Source organism: Flavobacteriales bacterium (genome assembly GCA_026129465.1).
Lineage (GTDB): Bacteria > Bacteroidota > Bacteroidia > Flavobacteriales_F > PHOS-HE28 > PHOS-HE28.
The window spans coordinates 1,312,650-1,335,029 of sequence record JAHCIA010000001.1 but is presented as its reverse complement, the minus strand read 5'-3'; the positions used below and the strand labels follow the sequence as shown (position 1 = coordinate 1,335,029).

Here is a 22,380-nt window from a genome sequence, read left to right as displayed (position 1 = left end):
CATTCTGGGGCGCCCCACTCGCCACTCATCACTCGCTACTCGAAACTCCTAGCCTCTACTGAAGAAATGAACCTTCACCCGTTCATCTTTTCAATGTTATGCCAATGTTAACCACCGGTGAACCTTGTCTTATCTTTGGGCGTTCAACGTTCCAAAGAAGCCCCGTTCACCATGCGTATCCTCCTTCTCACCCTCGCGCTATTGCTGGCCGCTGCCACGCAGGCCCAAATGTTGCTGGGCCAGGAGCACTGGCCGGACGGCACTTTGAAGAGTACCGCCTACCGGGCCGGTGACCGCATCCACTTCATCACCTACCACGAGAACGGGAGGATGAAGGAGATGGGCAGCTACCGCAACGGCAGGCTCGATGGTCTATGGAAGCAGTACACGGATACCGGTGCCCTGCTCACCCGCGCCAACTTCCGCAACGGCAAGCGCCAGGGGGTGTGGGAGTTCCGCACGGCGGCCGACAAGCCCCTGGGCATGTTGAGTTATGACAACGGCATCCTCACCAAGGGCGAGCAGTACAACGACCTTGGTGATGTGGTGGCCCGGAGGGACTATCCCTGAGTTCCAGGATACGACGAAGTGGAAGGCGCCCGGTGAGGGCCCGCCTACCGGCAGGCAGGTGCCTTCGTCGTTCTGGTCTAGCCTTTCTTGAACAGATTCCCCTCCTCCAGCATCGCCTTGAACTCGATGGCGTTGCCATCGGGATCCTCGATGAAGAGGCTGCGCTGTTCGCCCACTTCACCCTTCATCACCGTGTTGGGCTCGATCAGGAAGGCGATGCCCAGCTTCTTCACCTTGTCGCGCAAGCGCCGCCAATCGGCGATGTTGAGCACCACGCCCCAATGGTTGCTGGGCACGCTGCTCTGCGGATTGTACACCCGCGCCGTGCGGTAGGTAAGGGGCACCTCCTGGATGGTGAGTTGGTGCCCGAAGAAGTCGTAGTCCACCCAGGTGGCGGCGCTTCGTCCCTCCTTCAGGCCGAGGAAGCTGCCATAAAAGGCCTTCATGCGTTTCAGGTCGGTGGTGGCGATGGCGAGGTGGAAGCGGCCGTCCATGGTTTGTTGGATGTGCCACCAAAGTAGCTCGGCCCGCGATCATGGGATCGCGGGCCGGGCTTGTGGATATCAGCAAGTGCCGGTTGACGGCCTTCCGGGATCAATCCCGGTCGTCATCGTCCTCATCCGCGTCCGTGTCACCGGCGTCGTCCTCGTCCGCGTCATCCTCGTCATCACCGCCATCGTCATCCACGTCATCCGTGTCGTCATCAGCGGTATCCACATCATCGGTCTCGATGTCGGCCGTGCTTTCGTCCAGGTCGGCTTCGCTGTCGCCACCGCTTTCCTCCTGGTCCAGGAACTCATCGATCTCCGCACGGCTCTCGGCGTTGATCTTGATCAGATAGAGGGCTTCGGGCGTGCGCAACTCGATCACCCGCAGGATCTCGCCCTTGGCGGTGGGGATGGTCTTGATGTGCGTGGCGTCGATCCCGTCAGGATATTGTTCCTGCAGGGTCTCCTTGAGCTCGTCGGTCAAGGTGTTGAAGGATCGGATCAGGCGCTGCATGCGGTGCGGTTCACATGTCGAGGACGTACGCAAATATGAGGGGCGCGACGATGGTGGCGTCACTTTCGATGATGAATTTCGGCGTGCCGATGTCGAGCTTGCCCCAGGTGATCTTCTCGTTGGGCACGGCGCCGCTGTAACTGCCGTAGCTGGTGGTGCTGTCGCTGATCTGGCAGAAGTAGCTCCAGAAGGGGATGCCGTCCCGCTGCAGGTCCTGGTGCAGCATGGGCACCACGCAGATGGGGAAATCGCCGGCGATGCCACCCCCGATCTGGAAGAAGCCGATGCCGTCCTCGCCGCAGTTGTTGGTGTACCATTCCGCCAGGAACATCATGTATTCGATGCCGCTCTTCATCATGCCCGGCTTGCAGTCGCCGCTGATGCAATGCCCAGCGAAGATGTTGCCCAAGGTGCTGTCCTCCCAACCGGGGCAGATGATCGGCAGGTTCCGTTCGGCGGCGGCCACCATCCAACTGTCCTTGGGATCGATCTGGTAATACTGCTGCAACACGCCACTGTTGATCATGGCGTAGAAGTACTCATGCGGAAAACGTCTGTTGCCGCTCTTGTCGTCGGCGGTCCACAGGTCGGTCACGTGCTTCTCCAGGCGTCGGAAGGCCTCATGCTCGGGGATGCAGGTGTCGGTCACGCGGTTCATACCGCGGTCCAGTAACGCACGCTCCTGCTCGGGGGTGAGGTCGCGGTAGTTGGGGATGCGCTCATAGTGGTCGTGTGCCACCAGGTTCATCACGTCCTCCTCCAGGTTCGCACCGGTGCAGCTGATGATGTCCACCTTGCCCTGGCGGATCATCTCGGCCAGGATCTTTCCGAGTTCGCCGGTGCTCATGGCGCCGGCCAGGGTGATCATCATCTTGCGGCCCTGGCCCAGATGTTCCTTGTAGCCCTTCGCGGCATCCACCAGCGCGGCGGCGTTGAAGTGCAGGTAGTACTTCTCGATGAAATCACTGATCGGTCGTTGGCTCATCTTCTTGGCGGGCTTCGGCGGGGGCGAAATATAGAGGCGGCGTTTCGTTCGGATGTTTCGCGCGCGATCAGAGGTTGCGTTCCAGCCATTCGGTCATCAGCTCATACAGGTGCAGGCGCGTGGTGCCGCCGTAGATGCCGTGGTTGCGGTCCGGGTAGGCGAACTGGTCGAACTGCTTGTTGGCCTTCACCAGCGCGTTGACCATTTCGGCGGCGTTCTGGAAGTGCACGTTGTCGTCGGCCATGCCGTGGATGAGCAGGTATTTGCCGCGCAGTTTGTCCACGTGGTTGATGGGGCTGTTGTCGTCGTAACCGGAGGCATTGTCATTGGGCAGGCCCATGTAGCGCTCGGTGTAGATGGTGTCGTAGTAGCGCCAGTTGCTCACGGGGGCCACGGCGATGGCGGCCTTGAAGAGGTCGGCGCCCTTGGTGATGCACAGGCTGCTCATGTAGCCGCCGTAGCTCCAGCCCTGGATCCCGATGCGTTCCGCGTCCACCCAGGGTTGTTGCGTCAGCCAGCGCGCCGCGGCGATCTGGTCCTCGGTCTCGTACTTGCCGAGCTGCCCATAGGTCATGTGCCGGAATTCGCGCCCGCGCCGGCCGGTGCCGCGCCCGTCCACACACACCACGAGGTAGCCCTTGTGCGCCAGCAGGGAATACCACAAGTGGTTGCGGCCGCCGAACACGTCCTGCACCTGGTTGCTGTTGGGTCCGCTGTACTGCGTCATGAACACCGGGTAGCGTTCGCGGCTCTGGAATCCCCTGGGCTTGATCATCCAGCCGTTCAGCGTAACGCCCGCTTCGGTGGTGAAGGAGAAGAACTCCTTGGGCATCAGGCCATATTCGGCCACGTTGCGCCGCAGCCGTTCATTGTCCTTCAATGTGCTCACCAAGCGGCCGTTGCCATCGTGCAGGGTGATCACCGGCGGATCGTTCGCCGTGCTGCGCGTGTTGATGAAAAAACGGAAGCCCGTGCTGAATTCCGCGTCGTTCACACCGCCCATGGGCGAGAGCCGAGTGATCCTCTTCCCATCGAGCGTCACGGCCTGGACCTCCTGTTGCGCCGGTCCGCCCTGGCTGGAGGTGAAGATCACGCGCCGCCCCTTCTCGTCGATGCCCTTCACTTCGGCCACGTCCCACGCGCCGGAGGTGAGCGCCCGGGGCTGACCACCGAAGGGCACATGGTACACGTGGTTCCAGCCATCGCGCTCGCTGGAGAGCACGAAACCCTTGCCGTCCGCGGTGAAATGCAGGTCGTCGGTCACTTCCACGTAGGTGGCGCTCGTTTCGCGGTACACCACCGTGGTGGGCGGCGGCAGCATGCGTTTGGACAGGTCGGCGGTAAGGATCTCCTTCACACGTTGCAGGCGGTCCATGCGCATGAACCAGGGCATGTCGTCGTTCGCGGTGAACCCGAGGCGCGGGATGTATTCCGCATCGTGCGGGATGGTGAAGGTGATGCCGCTGCCGATCTCGTACACATGCAGGCTCACCCGGCTGTTGTCCTCACCGGCCTTCGGGTACTTGAAGCGCACGTCACGCGGATAGAGCTGGCCCTGGTACATGGCCATGTTGAACTCGCGGACTTCGCTTTCGTCGCTGCGCAGGAAGATCAGCTTGGTGCCTTTGGGGCTCCAGGCGTAGCCCTGCACCAGCGTGAATTCCTCCTCGTAGACCCAGTCGGTGGCGCCGTTCAGCACTTTGTTCCACATGCCGTCGGTGGTCACGCGGGTTTCCTTCATGGTCGCCAGGTCCACGATGTAGAGGTCGTTCTCGCGCACGAAGGCGGCACGCTTGCCGTCGGGGCTGAAGGTGGCCAGCCGTTGCTTGGGGCCGTTTGGATCGGAGAGCGGTGTCAATTTCCGCGTGGCGCGATCGAACACATAGTGGTGGGCGAAGTAGCTGTAACGGTACAAGCGCTCGGAGCCCGTTTCCACCATCACCTTCTTCTCATCGCCGCTGAAGCTGTAGCCGTCGATGTCGATCGGCGCGGAGGCGCCTGGTGGAAGAAGTTCGCCTCCGCGCAGGATGTCGTCCACTTTCCTGCCCGTGCGGTACGCGTAGCGTGCGACCACCGCCTCCCCGCCATCGGCCTCCAGGGAGGTGTAGTGCAGCCCGTCGTTCATGCTGACCAGGCCGCCCACGTATTCGGCGGAGAACAACGGACCGGCCCAGATGTCCCTGTTGGTGAGGGTCTTCTGTGCGTGGAGGAAAGTGGCGGGGATCAGCAGGGCCAGGCCCGCCACCATGGAGATGTATCGCATGTGAAGCATGGTGCGAATATCGGGGGCCGTCCGCTACCCCCGTCCCATTATTCCGGATCGCCGTAGCGGTCCAGCTTGGGAATGGTCACCTGCACGCTGATGGTGCTGTCCAAGGCGCCTTGGAAGTTGGGCCACATGTGGGCGAAGGCCTGCTGCCTGCCGTTCACCAGGATGGCGATGCCCAGGCCCGTGCCTGCACCATTGCCGGTGACCACCGTTGGGCGGGCGGTCAGCGTGGCCAGGTCGCCCACCTTGCCGGGATGTTCCTTGCGCACCAACGTGCCCCCGATGCTGTCGGTGCCGAGCGTGCTGCCCGCGAGGGCCCAGGTGATCTCGCAACCGGCGCATCTGGCCCAGTAGCCCACCGTCACGGTGTCCTCCTCCTTCTTGCAGGCAAGGAAGGTGGCGGCGATGGCCAGGGCGTAGGTGAAGCGAAGCATGAGGCGAAAATAGCGCGGCGGCGGTTCAATGTTCCACGAAGTCCATGTCGCGGCTGAAGGTCTCCCGCGCGCGCAACGTGGCCCACAGGGCGGCGCCGATGCAGAGCAGGCCCACGAGCAGGGCGCTGGTGATGCTGCCCACGGGCACGGCCAGCCACTTGAAGGCGAGGGTCACCGGCAGCACGCTGCCGCGCACGAAGTTGGGCGTGGTGGTGGCGGCGGTGGCGCGGATGTTCGTGCCGAACTGCTCGCTGCTCACGGTGACGAAGAGCACCCAGTATCCGGTGGCGATGCCCAATGCGAGGCAGGTCCAGTTGTAGAGCGCGATGGAGGCGCCGTTCAGGCCGAAGAGGAAGAAGAGTGTAAGCCCCAGGTTGAGGAGGAGGTAGAGCAGGATCACCTTGCGGCGGCTGCGCCAGAGCTGGCTGAGCAAGGCGCTGAGCAGGTCGCCGATGCTGAGGCCGATGTAGGCGTATTTGATGGCGGTGCCGTTGATGCGGCGCAGACCGTCGGCGTCGAGCGCGCTGGTGTCGATGCCCAGCGCGGGCACGAACACATCCTGCGAAAGGTTCACGAGCGTGCCGATGACGAACCAGATGGGCACGCCGATGAGGATGCAGCCGAGGTAGCGCAGGAAGCGTTCCCGATCGTTGAACAGCAGGCGTATGTCGCCCTGCCGCACGATCTTCTCCTTCATCCTGGTGAAGAGCCCGCTTTCGAAAGTGCCCAGGCGCAGCGCCAGCAGCACCAGCCCCATGGCGCCGCCCACGATGTAGGCGATCTGCCAGTCCATGAACTCCCGCCCGGTGATGGCCAGCAGCACGCCGCGCAATTGCTGCCCCTGCGCGTGGATCTCGGCGGCGAACACGGCGCCCAACGCACCGAAGACCACGACGATCATGGTGCCGTAGCCGCGTTTCTCGCGCGGCATGGTCTCGGTGATCAGGGTGATGCCCGCGCCCAGTTCGCCCGCCAGGCCCACACCGGCCACGAAGCGCACCAGGGCGTAGCTCGTCACATCGAAGGTGAAGGCGTTGGCGATGTTGGCGATGGAGTAGAGCAGGATGCTGCCGAAGAGCACGGTGATGCGCCCCTTCTTGTCTCCCCAAACGCCCCAGAGCACGCCACCCGTGAGCATGCCCAGCATCTGCCAGTTGAAGAGGTTGATGCCCGTCTCCACCAGCTGCGGATGGCCCGCGCCCAGGATGAATTCCAGGCTCTCGCGCTTCACCACATTGAAGAGCACCAGGTCGTAGATGTCCACGAAATAGCCCAGTGCCGCCACGGTGATCAGCAGGCCGGTTCGGAAAGGGGTGATGGTGCGATCGGTGCCCACGTTGCTCACGTCAAGATCCCTTGCTCAACACTGCCTGCCGGAAGACAGGCTCCAATATTCAACCCTCAACCTTCCCCCAATATCTCCTCCACATTCCCCTTGATCATCCCCGCGATGCGCTCCATCGGCAGGTCGTTAGGATCGGTGCCGAAGGGGTCCTCGATCTCCTCGGCGATGAGTTCCAGGCTGGCCATGACGTAGAAGATGAACATGACCACGGGGATGGCGATGTAGCCCAGCGAGAACACGAAGCCGAAAGGCAGGGTGAACACGTAGACCACGATGAACTTCTTGATGAAGCTGCTGTAGGAATATGGGATGGGCGTGTTCTTGATGCGCTCGCAGGAACCGCAGATCTCCATGAATCGCACCACCTCGCGATCGAGCGCCAGCAGCTGTTCGCCGGTGATGCGGCCTTCGCGGTGCAGCAGCATCAGCCGTTGCTGCATCACCGCGGCCACCTGGGCGGGCACATGCTTGCTTCGGTCGAAGTCGGGGATCTCCGGGTGGGGCTTGCCGTCCAGCGCCAGGCGGGTCTTCTCCAGTTGCAGGTGCAGCCGCATCTCGTGGGCGAAAAGGGCGATGCTGCGACCGAATAGCGAGCGTGTGCTGCGGTCCTCCGGCGCGATGTGCGCGGCGATCTTCAGCGCCAGGTTGCGGCTGGTGTTCACCAGGTCGCCCCATTGCCTGCGGCCTTCCCACCAGCGGTCGTAGGCGGTGTTGGTGCGGAACACCAGCAGCATGCTGATGGCGAAGCCCAGGATGCTGTGCATGATGGGCAGATTGCTCACGAACTCGCGCGAACTGAGCCGCATGTACTTCACTTCCAGGTAGCCCACCACCAGGGTGAACAAACCCACAAGGACCAGGAAGGGCAGCAGCTTGCGGAAGGTGTCGCTGCGGTGGAGTTCCAGCGCCTTGAACCAATCGCGTGCGTCGTAGGCGATCATGTCCTTATTCGTAATGGCGGCGCACCAGGCGCTGGAACAGCCGGCCCGGCAGGATCGTCCTCAACCGCACGCTCAGCTTCTGGATGCCCGTGGCCACCACGTAGCTGGGCCTGGGCTTCGGCGTGGCGATGATGCGTGCCACCACACGGGCCAACTCGTCGGGATCGCGGCTGTAGTGCATGCTGCCGCCCAAAATTTCCATGGCGCGCTCGTAGCCGGCGCGGTGCGCATCACCGATCGTGTCGGGGCGCAGGCGGCTGTCCTTGATGTCGGTGTTGAATTCACCGGGTTGCACGTTCACCACCTCGATGCCGAAACGTGCCACCTCTGTGGACAAGGCTTCGGCCCAGCGGTCCAGCGCGGCCTTGCTGGCGCTGTAGAAGCCGCGGTAGGGCAGGCCGAAGTTGGCCGCCACGCTGCTGATGTTGATGATGAGCCCGCGCTTCGCCTGGCGCATGTGGGGAAGCACGGCCCGCGCGACGCGGTGTGCGCCGAAGAGGTTGGTGTCCAGCAGCCGCTGCGCCAGCTCCACGGGCGTGTCCTCGATGGGTCCCTGGATGCCCAGCCCGGCGTTGTTCACCAGCACGTCGATGCGGCCTTCGCGGCGGATGACCTCCTCCACGGCGGCGGCCACGCTGGCCTCGTCGGTCACGTCCATGCGCAGCAGTCCATAGCTGTTGGGCTCGGGCAGCTGGTCCGCTCGGCGGCCCGTGCCGTACACCCGGTGGCCCATGGCGCTGAGTCTTTCGCACATGGCACGGCCCAGCCCGCTCGTTCCGCCGGTCACCAGCACCACTTTCACGAATTCGCTCATGGCGGCCGAAGGTAGGCGGGGCGTTTCAGTCCGCGCGACGCAGCATCTCGTCCAGCACTTCCTGCTTGTCCGGTAAGGCGGCATGGAGCAATTGGCCGCGCGGCAGTGCCAGCAGATGGTCGATGGTGGCGCGCTGCTCGGCGTAGCGGGCGGTGAAGCGGGCGAACTGCAGCAGGGAGCGGCCTTCGTCCTCGCGCTCCAGCAGCATCAGGTTCAGAGCACGGTCCACCTGTGCGCGCCAGGGCAGACCCTCATCATCGCTTTCCGCTTCGCGCGCCGCGAAGAGCCGTTCCGCCAGGGCATATTCCGGGAAAGCCAGCAGCGTGTCCCCGCGGATCTCGTGGTGGATGCCGGCCGTCATGGCCAGCGTGGCGTCGTAGGGTCGCAAGGCCCGTGCTTCGGTGAGGGCCTGCACGGCCTTCTCGTCGCGCCCCAGTTGGTCGTTCAGCAGGAAACGCATGTAGTGTGCGTCGAAGAGCGCGGGGTCCAGCACCACGGCGGAATCGAGCAGGACCAAGGCGCGATCGGTATCCGCGGGGTACCACGAGGCCGCGAGGCGCAAGGCCTGGAGGTGCATGCGCCTCGCTCCGGCGGGATCGCGTTGCGGCGTTCGCACCACCGCATTGCGCGTGCATCCGGCCACCGTCAGGAGGATCACCGCGAGGAGGGCCGCTTGACGCATGGCCGCGAAGATCGCCATCGGCAGGCATCGCTCAGACCTGTATATCCGCGGCGTGGAATGGCGGCGCTTTCCGTCACATGGCGCACCACCGGCCCGTACCATTGCCCCAGCGAAGGGCTCCCGTGCCACGCTGATGCGGAACGCGGGGGCCACGTTCTGGTCGGCGGACCGCCCAAAGGCACAGCCAGGGCGGTTCGCTGTTTTCGGGGGCGGCGTTCCAATGCCGAACTTCGTCATAGCGGTACCCGGCCATTCATCCAAACCCCGATCGCCATGAAACAGATCGCCGCCTTCTTCCTGTTGCTGTCCTGGACCATCCCGGGCAGCGCCCAATTGCAGGTGTCCACCTCGCTCACCCCGCAACAACTGGTGGAGGATGTCCTCCTCGGGGAGGGGGTCACCGTCTTCAATGTCACCTACAATGACGTCTTGAACCCGCTTGGTGACAACCCCGCCATTGGATCCTTCGCTGCGGAGAACACCGAGCTCGACTTGAACTCCGGTATCGTGCTAGCATCCGGATATGTCACGAACACACCTGGTCCCGCATCTGGATTCATGAGCGACTGGCTCGGTATCAATCTGGCATCCGATCCCGATCTGACCACTATAGCTGGTGTAACCATCAACGACAAGTCGGTGCTGGAGTTCGACTGCACACCCGTGGGTGATACGCTTTTGATCGATTATGTCTTCGGGTCCGAGGAGTACCCGGAATGGGTCTGTGCTTTTAACGATGTCTTTGGGTTCTTCCTGAGTGGACCGGGTCTTTTGGGACCCTATTCCAATGGAGCGGTGAACATCGCGTTGGTGCCTGGATCCAATACGCCGGTAGGTATCAACACCGTGAACAACGGCTTGCTCAACGACCCGAATTCCCCAGGATGTGCTGCGCAGAACCCGGACTACTTCCTGGACAACGAGTTGGGGCAGCACGTGGTCTTCGATGGCCTCACCGTGGGGTTGACCGCCTTCGCCGTGGTGCAGCCCGGTTCCACCTACCACTTCAAGATCGGCATCGGTGACGCCTTGGACACGGCCTTCGACAGCGGCGTTTTCCTGGGTTCCTCCAGCTTCCGCAGCTCGGGCATGATCTCCACGGGCATTCCGGAAACGCCGCCCGCCCTCGGCCTGGAACACCACGGCGATGCGGTGGCCATCCTGCTGCCCACCGGCACCCAGGGCGAGTTGCTGCTCTTCGGCGACACGGGCCAGCTGATCCGCTCCCAGCGCGTGGACAGCGACCGCGTGTGGTTGGACCTGGGCGGACTGCCCACGGGCCTTTACACCGTGCGTGTACTGGATGCGCAAGGCCTGGCGCCGCTGCGCTTCGTGAAGGGCTGAACGCAGGGGGATCCCAAGATTGATGCGTGCTGTGTTGGACCATGGCGCCCTAGCGTGGTACCTTCATTGCGTCGCACTTGATCTTCCTCCGTCATGAAACAACTCCTTACGCTCGCGCTCATCGCTGCTGTGCCAGTAACCACAAAGGCCCAGTTGGCGATCACGCCCAACCTTTCCACGGCCGAAATGACCGAATTGCTCGAAGGCTTCGGCATGACCATCCTGAACGTGGACATCCAATGCGCCGGCCAGGCCTATGGCCAGTTCCAAGGCGACTCCGAGTTGCAGATATATGAGGGCGTGTTGCTCACCACGGGTGATGCATCCCAGGTCGCCAACCCGGCATCCTTCTTCGCCACTTCGTTTACCAATTCGGGCGGTGATCCCGACTTGGCGGTATTGGCGGGAGTGCCCATCTACGATGCCTGCGTGCTCACTTTCGATTGCATCCCGGTGGGTGACACGCTGCTGCTGAACTTTTCCTTCGGCTCCGAGGAGTATCCCGAATTCGTCTGCACCTATTTCAATGATGTCTTCGGGCTCTTCCTCAGCGGACCAGGCCTCAGTGGCCCATTCACGGACAATGCGATGAACATCGCCACGGTGCCGGGAACCAGCGTGCCCATCGCCATCAATACGGTGAATGGAGGAGACCCTGGGCTGGGCGGTCCGAATTCACCGTGTGTCATGGCCGATCCCAACTTCGAGGACAACAGCATTTACTATGTGGACAATGCCACGGGTGAGCATACGGCCTACGATGGCTTCACGGTGAACTTGGTGGCCTTCGCAGCCGTGGAGCCGGGTCAGACCTACCGATTCAAAGCGGCCGTGGGTGACGCCGGTGATGGCATCTTCGACAGTGGCGTCTTCGTCGAAGCCTTCAGCTTCCGCAGCAACGGTCTCAGCACCTCCATTCCCACGGCCTCCACACCCGCTCTCGGCCTGGAACACCATGGCGATGCGGTGGCCATCCTGCTGCCCGCCGACACCCAGGGCGAGTTGCTGCTCTTCGGCGACACAGGCCAGCTGATCCGCTCCCAGCGCGTGGACAGCGACCGGGTGTGGTTGGACCTGGGCGGACTGCCCACGGGCCTCTACACCGTGCGTGTGCTGGATTCGCAAGGCCTGGCGCCGCTGCGCTTCGTGAAGGGCTGAACGCGGAGGCAGGGCGCTACCTTCGCGCCGCCTCAGCGTCATGGCCAACAAGCCTTCCATTCCCAAGGGCACGCGCGACTTCTCCCCCGAGGAGATGCTGCGCCGCCAGTACATCTTCGACACCATCCGCACGGTGTTCCAGCGCTACGGCTACCAGCCGCTGGAAACGCCCGCCATGGAACACTTGGACACCCTCACCGGCAAGTACGGCGAGGAGGGCGACCGGCTCATCTTCAAGGTGCTCAACAGCGGCGATGCCTGGGCCAGGATCGATCCCAACGTGCAGCAGCATTTGCGGGAGGGACGCGGCGTGCCACCCGGCCGCCTGGCCAGTGAACTGTGCGAGAAGGCCCTGCGCTATGATCTCACCGTGCCCTTCGCGCGCTACGTGGTGCAGCACCAGAACAGCATCACCTTCCCCTTCAAGCGCTACCAGATACAACCCGTGTGGCGTGCCGACCGGCCGCAGAAGGGGAGGTACCGCGAGTTCTACCAGTGCGATGCCGATGTGATCGGCAGCACCAGCCTGCTGAACGAAGTGGAACTGGTGCAACTCTTCGATGACGTGTTCCGCGCGCTGGACCTGCAGGTGGTGGTAAAGCTCAACGACCGCAAGCTGCTCACGGGCATCGCGGGCGTCAGCGGCCAGCCGGACAAGGTGGTGGACCTGGTGACGGCCATCGACAAGCTGGAAAAGGTCGGCCGTGATGCGGTGGAGGAGGAACTGCGTGCGAAGGGTGTCACCGATGCGGCCATCGCGGCGATCGCGCCCTTGTTCGATCTGAAGGGCACCTGGCCGGAGCAGCGTTCCAAGCTGGAAGCATGGCTTAAGGACCAGGCCATCGCCCAGCAAGGCTTGAAGGATATCGCATTCATCTTCGACACCGTGGGGCCGCTTACGCACGCCACACTCGAATTCGATCCCACCCTGGCCCGTGGCCTGGACTATTATACCGGCGCCATCTTCGAGGTGAAGGCCGCCGAAGGCTCCCTGCGCAGCAGCATCTGTGGCGGTGGCCGCTACGACGACCTCACGGGCATCTTCGGTCTGAAGGGTATGAGCGGCGTGGGCATCAGCTTTGGTGCGGACCGCATCTACGACGTGCTGGGCGAGGCGGGCAAATTCCCGGAGGGGCTCACTTCCGCATCGCGGCTGCTCTTCGCCAACTTCGGCGAGCAGGAGGCGAACCAGGCCTTGCGCTTGCTGCGCGAGGTGCGCGCGGCGGGCATCGCGGCCGAACTCTATCCCGATGCGGTGAAGATGGCCAGGCAGTTCAAGTACGCCGACGACAAGGGCATCGCCTATGTGGCCATCATCGGTGAAAGCGAACTGAAGGAAGGCACCGTGGCGCTGAAACACTTGAAGACCGGCGAGCAACGCACCATCCCGCAGAACCAACTTTTGACCGCCCTCAAGGACGGGATCGTTTGAGGCCACGAACTTTCACGACTTTTCCGAGCTCCCCCGATCTCCCATCTCCAACCGCTCAACTTCCACCGAATGAGCCACCATCCCATCGGCACCATCGGCATTTCGCTGGAAGAAATGGGCGCTCTGCTCGAGCGCGGCACCAGCATCACCCTGAGCCCCGCAGCGCGCGAGTCCGTGAAGCAGAGCCATGAGCATCTGCTGCGACGCTTGAAGGACAGCGATGAGGCGGTCTATGGGATCAACACGGGCTTCGGGGCCTTGCATGACAAGCGCATCCCCAAGGACCAGCTGGCGCAGTTGCAGCGCAACCTGGTGATGAGCCACGCCTGCGGCAGCGGCGATCCCGTACCGGCCGAGGTGGTGCGTGCCATGCTGGTGTTGAAAGTGCAGAACATGGCCTTCGGGCACAGCGCCGTGGCGCCCGCCACCGTGAAGCGCCTGGTGGACATGTACAATGCGGACATGCTGCCCGTGGTGTACGAGCGGGGTTCGCTGGGCGCGAGCGGCGACCTGGCCCCCTTGGCGCATCTTGCGCTGCCCTTGATCGGCCTGGGTGAGGTGGACCTGAAGGGCAAGCGCATGGGCAGCGCGGCCGCGTTGAAGAAGCTCGGCTGGAAAGCGCTGGAACTCGGCCCCAAGGAAGGTCTGGCCCTGCTCAACGGTACGCAGTTCATGGCGGCCTATGCGGCGCTGCTCACACGCCGCGCCATCCGTATCGCCGATCTGGCGGATACCGTGGCGGCCCTCTCGCTGGATGCCTACGATGGCCGCTTGGAGCCTTTCCACCCGGCCGTGCATGCGGTGCGCCCACATCCCGGACAGGCGGTGGTGGCGGGACATATCCGCGGTCTGCTCGCGGGCAGCAGGATCGCGGCGCGCGCCAAGGAGCATGTGCAGGATCCGTACTCCTTCCGTTGCATCCCTCAGGTGCACGGCGCCAGCCGCGATGCCATCGCCTACGTGGAGCGCGTGGTGGAGCGTGAACTGGAGAGTGTCACCGACAACCCCACGGTCTTCGACGACGAGGACCTGATCCTGAGCGCGGGCAACTTCCACGGCCAGCCGCTGGCATTGGCGCTGGACTTCCTGGCGATCGCCGCGGCCGAGTTGGGCAGCATCAGCGAGCGGCGGACCTTCAAGCTCATTGGTGGTCAACGCGGATTGCCCGCCTTCCTGGTGGCGAAGCCCGGCCTGCACAGCGGCTTCATGATCCCGCAGTACACCGCCGCCTCACTGGTGAGCGCCAACAAGCAGCGGTGCATGCCCAACAGCGTGGACACCATAGACAGCAGCAACGGCCAGGAGGACCATGTGAGCATGGGCGCCGCCGCCGCGCTGAAGACCTGGGACGTGGTGCACGACGTGGAGCGCATCCTCGCCATCGAGTTGATGTCCGCCGCACAGGCGCTGGAGTTCCGCCGCCCCGCGAAGACATCCCGCGCCTTGGAAGCCTTCGTGGCCGCCTTCCGCAAGGAGGTGCCCTTCGTGGAGGCCGATACCGTGATGCGTGATCTGCAGGAAGCCGCCTTGCGTTTCGTGCGGAGTTGCCCGTTGCCCGGTGGAAGGAGTTGATTTCCTGTGACCCTCCGATGCACGTTTACCTCCTGCCCGGACTGGCCACCGACAAACGGCTTTTCTCGGGTCTGCGGCTGAAGGGCTTCGAGGTGCGGGTCCTGGAATGGCCGACGTATCGGAAAGGGGAGGGATTGCCGGATATCGCCGCGCGGATGGCGCCCTTGGTGGATGCTGACCGTCCGCATGTGCTGGCCGGGGTGAGCATGGGTGGCATGGTGGCCCAGGAACTGGCCGCGCTCACCAAGCCCAGGCACGTGGTGCTCATCTCATCGGTCACCGGCCCGCAGGAGTTTCCGCTCCTGCTGCACTTGGGTAGGGGGCTTGCCCTGTATCACGGCATCACCGACGGCACCATCCGCCTCACGCGGCCCTTCCGCCGGTTCTTCGGCACACGGGACGCGGAGCTGGCTTCCCTGTTGCACCGCATGGCCATGGACCAGGGTGGGCTTCAGATACGCCGCGGGGCCAGGGCCATTCTGCACTGGCAGGGACCGCGCTGGCAGGGACCGGTGACCCGCATCCACGGCGATGCCGACCGACTGCTGCCCATGCGCGCCCCGGCTGACCACGTGGTGCGGGGTGGCACCCACCCCATGGTGCTTACCCGGGCCGGAGAAGTGGACGCCATCCTGGGGCGTGTGCTGCGCGGCATCGTGGAAGGGGAGGCGGAGATGGCATCGTAGCGGGCCATTGGTTCGTGGCAATGGCCTATTCGTCCCTGGAAATTATGCCTTCGTCGGGCAACGCATCGGCTTGGATCCCCGTCCTTTGCATCGTCCACGGTGGATATCCCCGGCGCTTCCGCCCACACGGCACGCGGCATCCACAGCTACTTTGCTCACCCCGAAGCCGGGTATGCTCCCCATACGATCCATAGCCTGCGGCCTGCTGGCCCTTTTGAGCCTCACACGCGCCAGTGAAGCGCGTGCGCAGTGCACCGCCAACGCCGGCAACAATTTCACCGCCTGCCAGGGCGCTACAGTGAACCTTAATGGATCGGCTACGGGCAGCGGGCCATTCACTTACAGTTGGTCGCCCGCCACTGGCCTGAGCAGCACCACGGTGGCCAACCCGGTGCTGACCGTACCGGCCACCAACACCACTTACACGCTCACCATCACCGACAGCAACAACTGCCAGGCGACCGCGCAGGTGACGGTGACGGTGAACCCCACCGCATCGGCCATCCTCACCAGCAGCAACGCCTCTTACACGGTGTTCAATGGGGTGCCCACCTTCTTCAAGTGCATGTCCAACGCCACGTCGAACTACAGCTTCGATTTTGGCGGCACTGCGATGCCGGGCAGCACGCACACCATCAACTGGGGCGATGGCTCGCCGGTCTTCACCGCTACCGGGACCACCTGGCCCACGCAGGGCCATGTCTATAGCCAGGGGATCTACACGGTCACCTACACCATCACCCAGCCCAATGGCTGCAACGCCTCCCAGACCTACAGCGTGTTCCTGGGGACGAACCCGGCCGGGGCCTTGGTGAATCCGGGCAGCACCACGGGTTGTGGCCCGTTGCAATTGACCTTTCCCATCGTGGGCTGGGCGAGCAACACGCCCGGCACGATCTACACGATCACCTTCAACGATGGCACCCCGCCGATCGTGTACGATCACCCGCCGCCGGCCTCCATCACGCACCTGTTCACCACGGGTTCGTGCGGCACCACCAGCAGCGACGGGGTGAACACCTACCAGAACAGCTTCTCGGCGAACATGCTCGTGGAGAACCCCTGTGGCACCAGTGGCAGCACGGTTCTGCCCATCGTGGTGAGCATACCGGGCATGGCCGGCTTCACCATCTCGCCATCGAACCCGGCCTGCCTGAACTCCACGGTCACCTTTGGCAGCACCAGCACGGGCAGCATGGTGATGGGCAACGTGTGCGCGAACAACCCCGCGTTGCTCTGGAGCATCTCACCGGCCACGGGCTGGACCACGGGCGGACAGTTGGGCAACCACAACGGCTACATCGGACCAGACTACGACCCCACCTCCTGGACCGTAGGCAGCACCAACCTCGGCGTGAATTTCAACACGCCCGGGACCTACACCATCACGCTCATCGCCGCGAACATGTGCGGCAGCGACACCATCTCGCAGACCGTCTGCATCGAGCCGCCGCCGGTGCCGGCCTTCGTGGTGGACCCCATCGTGGGCTGCGCGCCGATGACCGTGGTGCCGGTGAACAACAGCAGCAGCCCCAACAGTTGCAACACCACCTTCCAGTGGAATGTGACCACCACGGGAAACAGCTGTGGGGCTACCCCGCAGTGGAGCTTCGGCGGCGGAACGAACGCGAACTCGCTACAGCCGCAATTCAACCTGACACAGCCCGGCAGTTACACCCTGCAACTGCAGATGCAGAACAGCTGTGGCACCTTCAGCACCAGCCAGGTGGTGACGGTGAACGCACCGCCGCAAGTGAACACTTCTTCGTTGCCGGGCATCTGCGCCGGGCAATGCGTCAACCCCAGCGCCACGGTGCAGGCCTGCGGCACACCGATCACCAGTTACGCCTGGACCTTCCCGGGTGGCACGCCCGCCAGCGCCAACACGCTCGTGCCCGGCCAGGTCTGCTTCAGCAACCCCGGCGATCCCACGGTATCACTGACGGTGACCAATGCGTGTGGATCGGCCACGTCCAATTCCAATATCGCCATCGGCACTCTGCCGCCACAGCCCGTGGTGAGCAGCAACAGCCCGGTATGTGCGGGGCAGACGATCTCGCTCAGCGTGGCCACCGTACCGGGGGTGACCTACAACTGGACCGGCCCCAACGGCTTCACCTCGAACCAGCCCTCGGTGACGATCCCCAACGCCACGACGGCCAACGCGGGCGTATACACGGTGACACCGGTGAGCAGTGGCTGCGCAGGGCCGCCCGCGTCGGTGACCGTGACGGTGATCCCCGCGCCCGTGCTCGTGATCTCGCCACCGAGCGCCGCGGTCTGCATCGGTGGTAGCGTGACACTCAACGTCAGCGGCGCCGGCAACTACCAATGGTTCCAGGGGGGCAACCTGTTGGGCACGGGTCCCACGCTCACTTTTTCGCCCGGCGCCACCATGACGGTGACCGTGACGGGCGACCAAGGGGGATGTCCTGGCAGCGCCACCGCGGCGATCACCGTGAACCCCCTGCCCGTGGTGAACGCCGGACCCGCACAGACCTTCTGCGACCAGCCGATCCCGGTGCAACTCAATGGATCGCCCGCACCCGGTACCTGGAGCGGCCAGAACGTGACGGCCGGTGGTGTCTTCACGCCCGTGCCCGGTGAATGGGGCAGCTTCACGCTCACCTACACGCACACCAACGCCAACGGCTGCACCAACAGCGCCACCACCACGGTGACCGTGCAGGAGCTCACCTTGATCGCGCAGACGCAGCCCGATACGGCCGTATGCGTGGGCAGTGGACCGTTGACCTTGCAGGCCACGCCGCCCGGCGGAGTCTGGACCGGTGCCAGCCCAGGTGGGGTCTTCATGCCGAATGCGGTCGGTTTCCACACCGTCACCTACAACTACGGCACGGGCACCTGCCTCACCACCGACCAGATGACGGTGGAGGTGCTCGCCGCGCCTAACCTGACGCTGCCACCGGCCTTCGCCCTGTGTGCTGATGCGGCCCCGGTGGACCTGCCAGCCACGCCCGCCGGAGGGACATGGTCCGGCAATGGGGTCACCGGTGCTCCCTTCCAGTTCGATCCAGGGGCAGTGGCACCTGGGAACCACACGCTCACCTACAGCTACAGCGATGGCAGCGGTTGTGCGGCGAACGGCCAAGTGGTCGCCACGGTGAACCCCTTGCCCGTGGTCAATGCCGGTGTGGACCTCACACTTTGCGACCAGCCCGTGCCCTTTGTGCTGGGTGGATCACCGGTGGGCGGCACATGGAGCGCCACCTGGATGGACGTTACACCCGGCGGCACGTTGACGCCGGGTGGCGTGGGCACCGATATGCTCACCTACACCTTCACCACGGCGGCGGGATGCATGGCTTCGGACAACATCACCGTGGATGTGGTGCCCATTGACGAACCGGCCCTGGCGGGTGATGATGAAGCCTTCTGCGTGGGCAGTGGCAACGTTCAATTGACCGGCCTTCCTTCGGGCGGTACATGGAGCGGTCCGCAGGTCACACCGGGTGGCTCTTTCAATACCTCGGTCCCGGGCTTGTACACCCTCACTTACAGTGTCGGCGGCGGCACATGCCTCACGCAGGACCAGGTGACCTTGACGGTACACGCGCTGCCGATCGTGGACGCAGGGAATGATATCGGCGTCTGCCTCGACGGTGGTCCGCAGACGTTGACCGCATCACCGGCCGGTGGGACCTGGAGCGGTGTGGGGGTCGATCCCGTGACCGGCGTGTTCGATCCCCTGCAAGCGCTGCCCGGCGGCAATCCGGTGACCTACACGTGGACGGATCCCATCACCGGATGCGTGAACAGCGACAATGCCTTGGTGACGGTGCATGCGCTGCCGGTGGCGGACTTCAGTCACGGGCCGGTCGCCTGTGTGGGCGCGTCATTCAGCTTCACCAACAACAGCACCGGCGCCAATGCCGCACAATGGACCTTCGGTGATGGTGGTACCAGCAACGCGCTGGACCCCGCGCACACCTACACCGCCACCGGCACCTACACCGTGACCCTGACCGCGGGCACCGGCGCGGGCTGCACGGATGTGAGCACGAGCACCGTCACGGTCTGGGCCGTGCCACAGGCCGAAGCCATCCTGAGCCCCACGACCGGCTGCGGTCCGCTTGAAGTTGGTTTCACCAACAACAGCTCCGGTGAGGGCATGCAGTTCAATTGGAACTTAGGTGGACTGGGCCAGAGCACCGATCCGGCGCCGCCACCATTCACCTTCCCCGCCGATCCGTTGCAGGTGGCCACATACAACGTCACGCTCACCGCGAGCAACGTGTGCGGGAGCCAGCAGGACACGCACCCGATCACCGTGCTGCCCACGCCCACGGCGGTCTTCGCACCGGACCTCAACATCTATTGCGCCTATGCTGACGTGCCCTTCGGCAATGCCAGCTACGGCCTGCCTGATGGCTTCATCTGGGACTTCGGTGACGGCAACACGTCCACCGCCGCCACGCCGATCGTGACCCACGGCTACCCGGTGGAGGGCGATGCCGAGGAGTTCACCATCACGCTGGTGGCTTACAACGCCTGTGGCAGCGATACCGCACAATACACCATCACCATCCTGCCCAACGAGGTCACGGCCTTCTTCAACACCGATCCCTTCCAAGGCTGTGCGCCGCTGAACGTGACGCTCACCTCCTTCAACACCGGTGACACGGCCATGGTGTGGGACCTCGGTGACGGCAACACCAGCCTGGCCTCTTCGCTGGACCATACCTACAACCAGCCCGGCAGCTACACCATCACGCTTTCCGCCTACGGTTGCGGCTTCGACCAATACACGCAGACCATCACGGTGCTGCCTTCACCTGCGCCTTCCTTCACCTCCATGCCCGCTGCGGTCTGCGTGGGCGAGCCCTTCACCTTCACCAACACCACACCCGGCGTGACCGGCGTGCTGTGGAACTTCGGCGATGGCACCACCTCCACCTTGAGCACTGTGCAGCACACCTATGCGAGCAGCGGCAACTGGCCCGTTACCCTGACGGTAACGGCCGCGAACAACGGCTGCACCGCAAGCATCACACAGAACGTGAGCGTGCTGGTGACACCGGTCGCGGCCTTCACGCCCGTACCCGGTGATGGCTGCGTACCGCACCAGGTGGCCTTCCAGAACGGGTCGCAGAACGCCACCTTCTTCACTTGGGACTTCGGTGATGGCAATACATCCGCGCAGGCCGCACCATTCCATACCTACACCGCGCCCGGCACCTATACCGTGACGCTGACGGCCGCCCTGGCCAATGGCTGCCAGGACACGCACACGGCACAGGTGGTGGTGCATCCGCTGCCTGTGAGCGCCTTCACCTTGTCAGGTACCGAAAGCTGCACAAGCCCCTTCACCGTGCAGGCGAACAACGCCTCCATGGGCGCCGTGGGCTTCAATTGGGACCTGGGCAATGGTGAGACCTCACTGCTGAACAACCCGCAAGTGACCTACACCGCGCCGGGCGTCTACAACATCACCCTCACCTCGGTGAACCAGTTCGGATGCGTGCACAGCAGCAGCCAGACGGTGACCGTGTACGCCACGCCCCTGGCTGGATTCACGGTGCTGCCGCAACCGGCCTGCGCAGGCTATCCGGTGATATTCAGCAACACTTCGCAGAACGCCAGCGGCTTCCAATGGTGGCTGGGCGATGGGTCCGGATCGCAGGCCGCGTCGCCGATGCATGTGTATGATGCCCCAGGACTCTATGATGTGACGCTGGTGGCCACGGGTGGCGGCGGTTGCACGGACACGCTCACGATACCCGGTGCGGTACTGGTGCATCCCACACCCGTCGCGGACTTCAGCACGGACACGGTGGCGAGCCCACGCAATGCGGTGCGCTTCAACAACCTGAGCCAGGGCGCCACCACCAACCAGTGGGACTTCGGCGACGGACTTGGCAGCACGGACACGCATCCCGTGCACCTTTTCGACGCGGACGGTGGTGGCTGGACCGTATGCCTGGCGGTGGCCAACACCTTCGGATGCACCGACACCATTTGCCAGTGGGTGCCGGTGAACGCCGATCCCGGGATATGGGTGCCCAATGCTTTCACGCCGAACGCGGACGGAGCCAATGACGACTTCCTGCCGATCCTCAACGGATACGACCTGTGGAACTACCGCCTGCTGATCTTCGACCGTTGGGGCGAGGTGATCTTCGACACCACCGACCGCACCAAGGGCTGGGATGGCCGCGCGCGCGGCCGCGATGTGCAGATCGGTGTGTACGTGTGGAAGGTGGTCCTGGAACGCGATGGTGACGCGCGTGACCACATCGGCCACGTGACCGTGGTGCGCTGACCGCTCAGCGCATGATCGGACCGTCGATCGGGTCCTCCTCGTCGAGGCTTTCCCCGCAGCGATGGCAGAAGCGCGCTTCCGAATGGTGCTCTGTCTGCGCGCAACGGCGGCAGACGCGTTTCTTGTCCTTGCCGCGTCCGCCGCGTGCGATCTCCACACTGACGATGCCCGTGGGGATGGCGATGATCGCGTAACCGAGGATCATGATCGCCGAGGCCATCGCCTGGCCGAGCGCCGTCTGCGGGGCGATGTCGCCGTAGCCCACGGTGGTGAGGGTGACGATGGCCCAGTAGATGCTGCGCGGTACGCTGGTGAAGCCCGCCTCGGGGCCTTCCACCAGATACACCAGGGTGCCGAAGACCGTGACCATGGCCAGCACGGCGAGCATGAAGACCAGCAGGCGGTGCCGGCTGGCCACGAGCGCCACCAGCAGCAGCCGCGCCTCGTCCACGTATTGGAAGAGGTTGAGGATGCGGAACACGCGTGTGAGGCGCAGGGCGCGCACCACCGCCAGTGCCTGGGCACCGGGGAATACCAGACTCAGCCAGGTGGGCAGCGTGGCGGCCAGGTCCACCACGCCATAGAATCCGGTGACGTAGCGTCTGGCGTTCTCGCTTATCCAGATCCGTGTGAAGTACTCGATGGTGAACAGGATGGTGATGGTCCATTCCGCTGTACGCAGCCAGGTGCCGTACACCTCGCGGATCTCGCGCACGCTTTCGAGCAGCACGAGCGCCACACTGATCAGGATGGCCACCAGCAGGCAGATGTCGAACAGGCGCCCGCCCCAGGTGTGCGTGCCGAAGATGATCACACGCAGTCGCTGACGGAGGCGTTCACGTTCCAAGGACATGGTCCTAAGG

The 22,380-nt window shown here is 64.0% G+C and carries 17 protein-coding genes; 7 read left to right on the top strand and 10 right to left on the bottom strand.

Translation table 11 applies throughout. The annotated features are described in order from the left end of the window. Positions 1-171: 171 nt before the first annotated feature. On the top strand, positions 172-570 hold the full coding sequence (locus tag KIT10_05695) for a hypothetical protein (GenBank protein ID MCW5898746.1): 399 nt from the start codon (positions 172-174) through the stop codon (positions 568-570). Between the two features lie 77 nt (positions 571-647). On the opposite strand, the gene KIT10_05690 is transcribed toward KIT10_05695, so the two are convergent. The 9 genes from KIT10_05690 to KIT10_05650 all read right to left on the bottom strand — a co-directional run bounded on the left by KIT10_05690 (position 648) and on the right by KIT10_05650 (position 9,042). Further along, the gene (locus KIT10_05690) at positions 648-1,064 is read right to left on the bottom strand and encodes a VOC family protein (protein ID MCW5898745.1); all 417 of its coding nucleotides are present in this window, start codon (positions 1,062-1,064) and stop codon (positions 648-650) included. 100 nt (positions 1,065-1,164) lie between these two features. Continuing rightward, positions 1,165-1,572, bottom strand: coding sequence for a hypothetical protein (locus KIT10_05685; protein MCW5898744.1), 408 nt, complete (start codon positions 1,570-1,572; stop codon positions 1,165-1,167). A 10-nt stretch (positions 1,573-1,582) separates the two neighbouring features. After that, positions 1,583-2,557, bottom strand: a complete 975-nt coding sequence (locus KIT10_05680; GenBank protein MCW5898743.1) for a deoxyhypusine synthase family protein — start codon at positions 2,555-2,557, stop codon at positions 1,583-1,585. A 67-nt stretch (positions 2,558-2,624) separates the two neighbouring features. Continuing rightward, complete coding sequence (locus KIT10_05675; protein MCW5898742.1) at positions 2,625-4,829, bottom strand: S9 family peptidase; 2,205 nt, start codon at positions 4,827-4,829, stop codon at positions 2,625-2,627. A gap of 38 nt (positions 4,830-4,867) precedes the next feature. Further along, positions 4,868-5,260, bottom strand: coding sequence for a hypothetical protein (locus tag KIT10_05670; GenBank protein MCW5898741.1), 393 nt, complete (start codon positions 5,258-5,260; stop codon positions 4,868-4,870). 25 nt (positions 5,261-5,285) lie between these two features. Beyond that, positions 5,286-6,596 carry an MFS transporter gene (locus KIT10_05665; protein ID MCW5898740.1) on the bottom strand — a complete coding sequence of 437 codons (1,311 nt, stop codon included), beginning with the start codon at positions 6,594-6,596 and terminating at the stop codon, positions 5,286-5,288. A gap of 65 nt (positions 6,597-6,661) precedes the next feature. Next, complete coding sequence (locus KIT10_05660; GenBank protein ID MCW5898739.1) at positions 6,662-7,546, bottom strand: hypothetical protein; 885 nt, start codon at positions 7,544-7,546, stop codon at positions 6,662-6,664. A 4-nt stretch (positions 7,547-7,550) separates the two neighbouring features. Continuing rightward, positions 7,551-8,360 carry an SDR family oxidoreductase gene (locus tag KIT10_05655; GenBank protein ID MCW5898738.1) on the bottom strand — a complete coding sequence of 270 codons (810 nt, stop codon included), beginning with the start codon at positions 8,358-8,360 and terminating at the stop codon, positions 7,551-7,553. 25 nt (positions 8,361-8,385) lie between these two features. Further along, positions 8,386-9,042, bottom strand: a complete 657-nt coding sequence (locus KIT10_05650) for a hypothetical protein (GenBank protein MCW5898737.1) — start codon at positions 9,040-9,042, stop codon at positions 8,386-8,388. A 273-nt stretch (positions 9,043-9,315) separates the two neighbouring features. Between KIT10_05650 and KIT10_05645 the strand changes: the two genes are divergently transcribed. The 6 genes from KIT10_05645 to KIT10_05620 all read left to right on the top strand — a co-directional run bounded on the left by KIT10_05645 (position 9,316) and on the right by KIT10_05620 (position 21,517). Beyond that, positions 9,316-10,386: a choice-of-anchor L domain-containing protein gene (locus tag KIT10_05645; protein ID MCW5898736.1), complete on the top strand. Its 1,071-nt coding sequence runs from the start codon at positions 9,316-9,318 to the stop codon at positions 10,384-10,386. A gap of 93 nt (positions 10,387-10,479) precedes the next feature. Further along, positions 10,480-11,544 carry a choice-of-anchor L domain-containing protein gene (locus KIT10_05640; protein MCW5898735.1) on the top strand — a complete coding sequence of 355 codons (1,065 nt, stop codon included), beginning with the start codon at positions 10,480-10,482 and terminating at the stop codon, positions 11,542-11,544. Positions 11,545-11,584: 40 nt separating this feature from the next. After that, the gene (gene hisS, locus KIT10_05635) at positions 11,585-12,976 is read left to right on the top strand and encodes a histidine--tRNA ligase (GenBank protein MCW5898734.1); all 1,392 of its coding nucleotides are present in this window, start codon (positions 11,585-11,587) and stop codon (positions 12,974-12,976) included. 69 nt (positions 12,977-13,045) lie between these two features. Continuing rightward, positions 13,046-14,548 (top strand): histidine ammonia-lyase, encoded by a 1,503-nt coding sequence (hutH, locus tag KIT10_05630; GenBank protein ID MCW5898733.1) that lies wholly within the window; start codon positions 13,046-13,048, stop codon positions 14,546-14,548. Positions 14,549-14,565: 17 nt separating this feature from the next. Further along, on the top strand, positions 14,566-15,234 hold the full coding sequence (locus KIT10_05625) for an alpha/beta fold hydrolase (GenBank protein MCW5898732.1): 669 nt from the start codon (positions 14,566-14,568) through the stop codon (positions 15,232-15,234). Between the two features lie 172 nt (positions 15,235-15,406). After that, positions 15,407-21,517: a PKD domain-containing protein gene (locus KIT10_05620; GenBank protein ID MCW5898731.1), complete on the top strand. Its 6,111-nt coding sequence runs from the start codon at positions 15,407-15,409 to the stop codon at positions 21,515-21,517. Between the two features lie 4 nt (positions 21,518-21,521). Here the strand turns inward: KIT10_05620 and KIT10_05615 are convergent, their stop codons facing one another. Continuing rightward, a complete protein-coding gene (locus KIT10_05615; GenBank protein MCW5898730.1) occupies positions 21,522-22,370 on the bottom strand; it encodes an ion transporter in 849 nt (282 codons plus the stop codon). Between the last annotated feature and the right edge of the window lie 10 nt (positions 22,371-22,380).

Bases quoted from the DNA above. Each gene is read 5' to 3' on its own strand.
- KIT10_05680 (MCW5898743.1), bottom strand. From the start codon at position 2,557: ATGAGCCAACGACCGATCAGTGATTTCATCGAGAAGTACTACCTGCAC.
- KIT10_05645 (MCW5898736.1), top strand. From the start codon at position 9,316: ATGAAACAGATCGCCGCCTTCTTCCTGTTGCTGTCCTGGACCATCCCG.
- KIT10_05625 (MCW5898732.1), top strand. From the start codon at position 14,566: ATGCACGTTTACCTCCTGCCCGGACTGGCCACCGACAAACGGCTTTTC.
- KIT10_05670 (MCW5898741.1), bottom strand. From the start codon at position 5,260: ATGCTTCGCTTCACCTACGCCCTGGCCATCGCCGCCACCTTCCTTGCC.
- KIT10_05655 (MCW5898738.1), bottom strand. From the start codon at position 8,360: ATGAGCGAATTCGTGAAAGTGGTGCTGGTGACCGGCGGAACGAGCGGG.
- KIT10_05690 (MCW5898745.1), bottom strand. From the start codon at position 1,064: ATGGACGGCCGCTTCCACCTCGCCATCGCCACCACCGACCTGAAACGC.
- KIT10_05640 (MCW5898735.1), top strand. From the start codon at position 10,480: ATGAAACAACTCCTTACGCTCGCGCTCATCGCTGCTGTGCCAGTAACC.
- hutH (MCW5898733.1), top strand. From the start codon at position 13,046: ATGAGCCACCATCCCATCGGCACCATCGGCATTTCGCTGGAAGAAATG.
- KIT10_05695 (MCW5898746.1), top strand. From the start codon at position 172: ATGCGTATCCTCCTTCTCACCCTCGCGCTATTGCTGGCCGCTGCCACG.
- KIT10_05650 (MCW5898737.1), bottom strand. From the start codon at position 9,042: ATGCGTCAAGCGGCCCTCCTCGCGGTGATCCTCCTGACGGTGGCCGGA.
- KIT10_05685 (MCW5898744.1), bottom strand. From the start codon at position 1,572: ATGCAGCGCCTGATCCGATCCTTCAACACCTTGACCGACGAGCTCAAG.
- KIT10_05615 (MCW5898730.1), bottom strand. From the start codon at position 22,370: ATGTCCTTGGAACGTGAACGCCTCCGTCAGCGACTGCGTGTGATCATC.
- hisS (MCW5898734.1), top strand. From the start codon at position 11,585: ATGGCCAACAAGCCTTCCATTCCCAAGGGCACGCGCGACTTCTCCCCC.
- KIT10_05675 (MCW5898742.1), bottom strand. From the start codon at position 4,829: ATGCTTCACATGCGATACATCTCCATGGTGGCGGGCCTGGCCCTGCTG.
- KIT10_05620 (MCW5898731.1), top strand. From the start codon at position 15,407: ATGCTCCCCATACGATCCATAGCCTGCGGCCTGCTGGCCCTTTTGAGC.
- KIT10_05660 (MCW5898739.1), bottom strand. From the start codon at position 7,546: ATGATCGCCTACGACGCACGCGATTGGTTCAAGGCGCTGGAACTCCAC.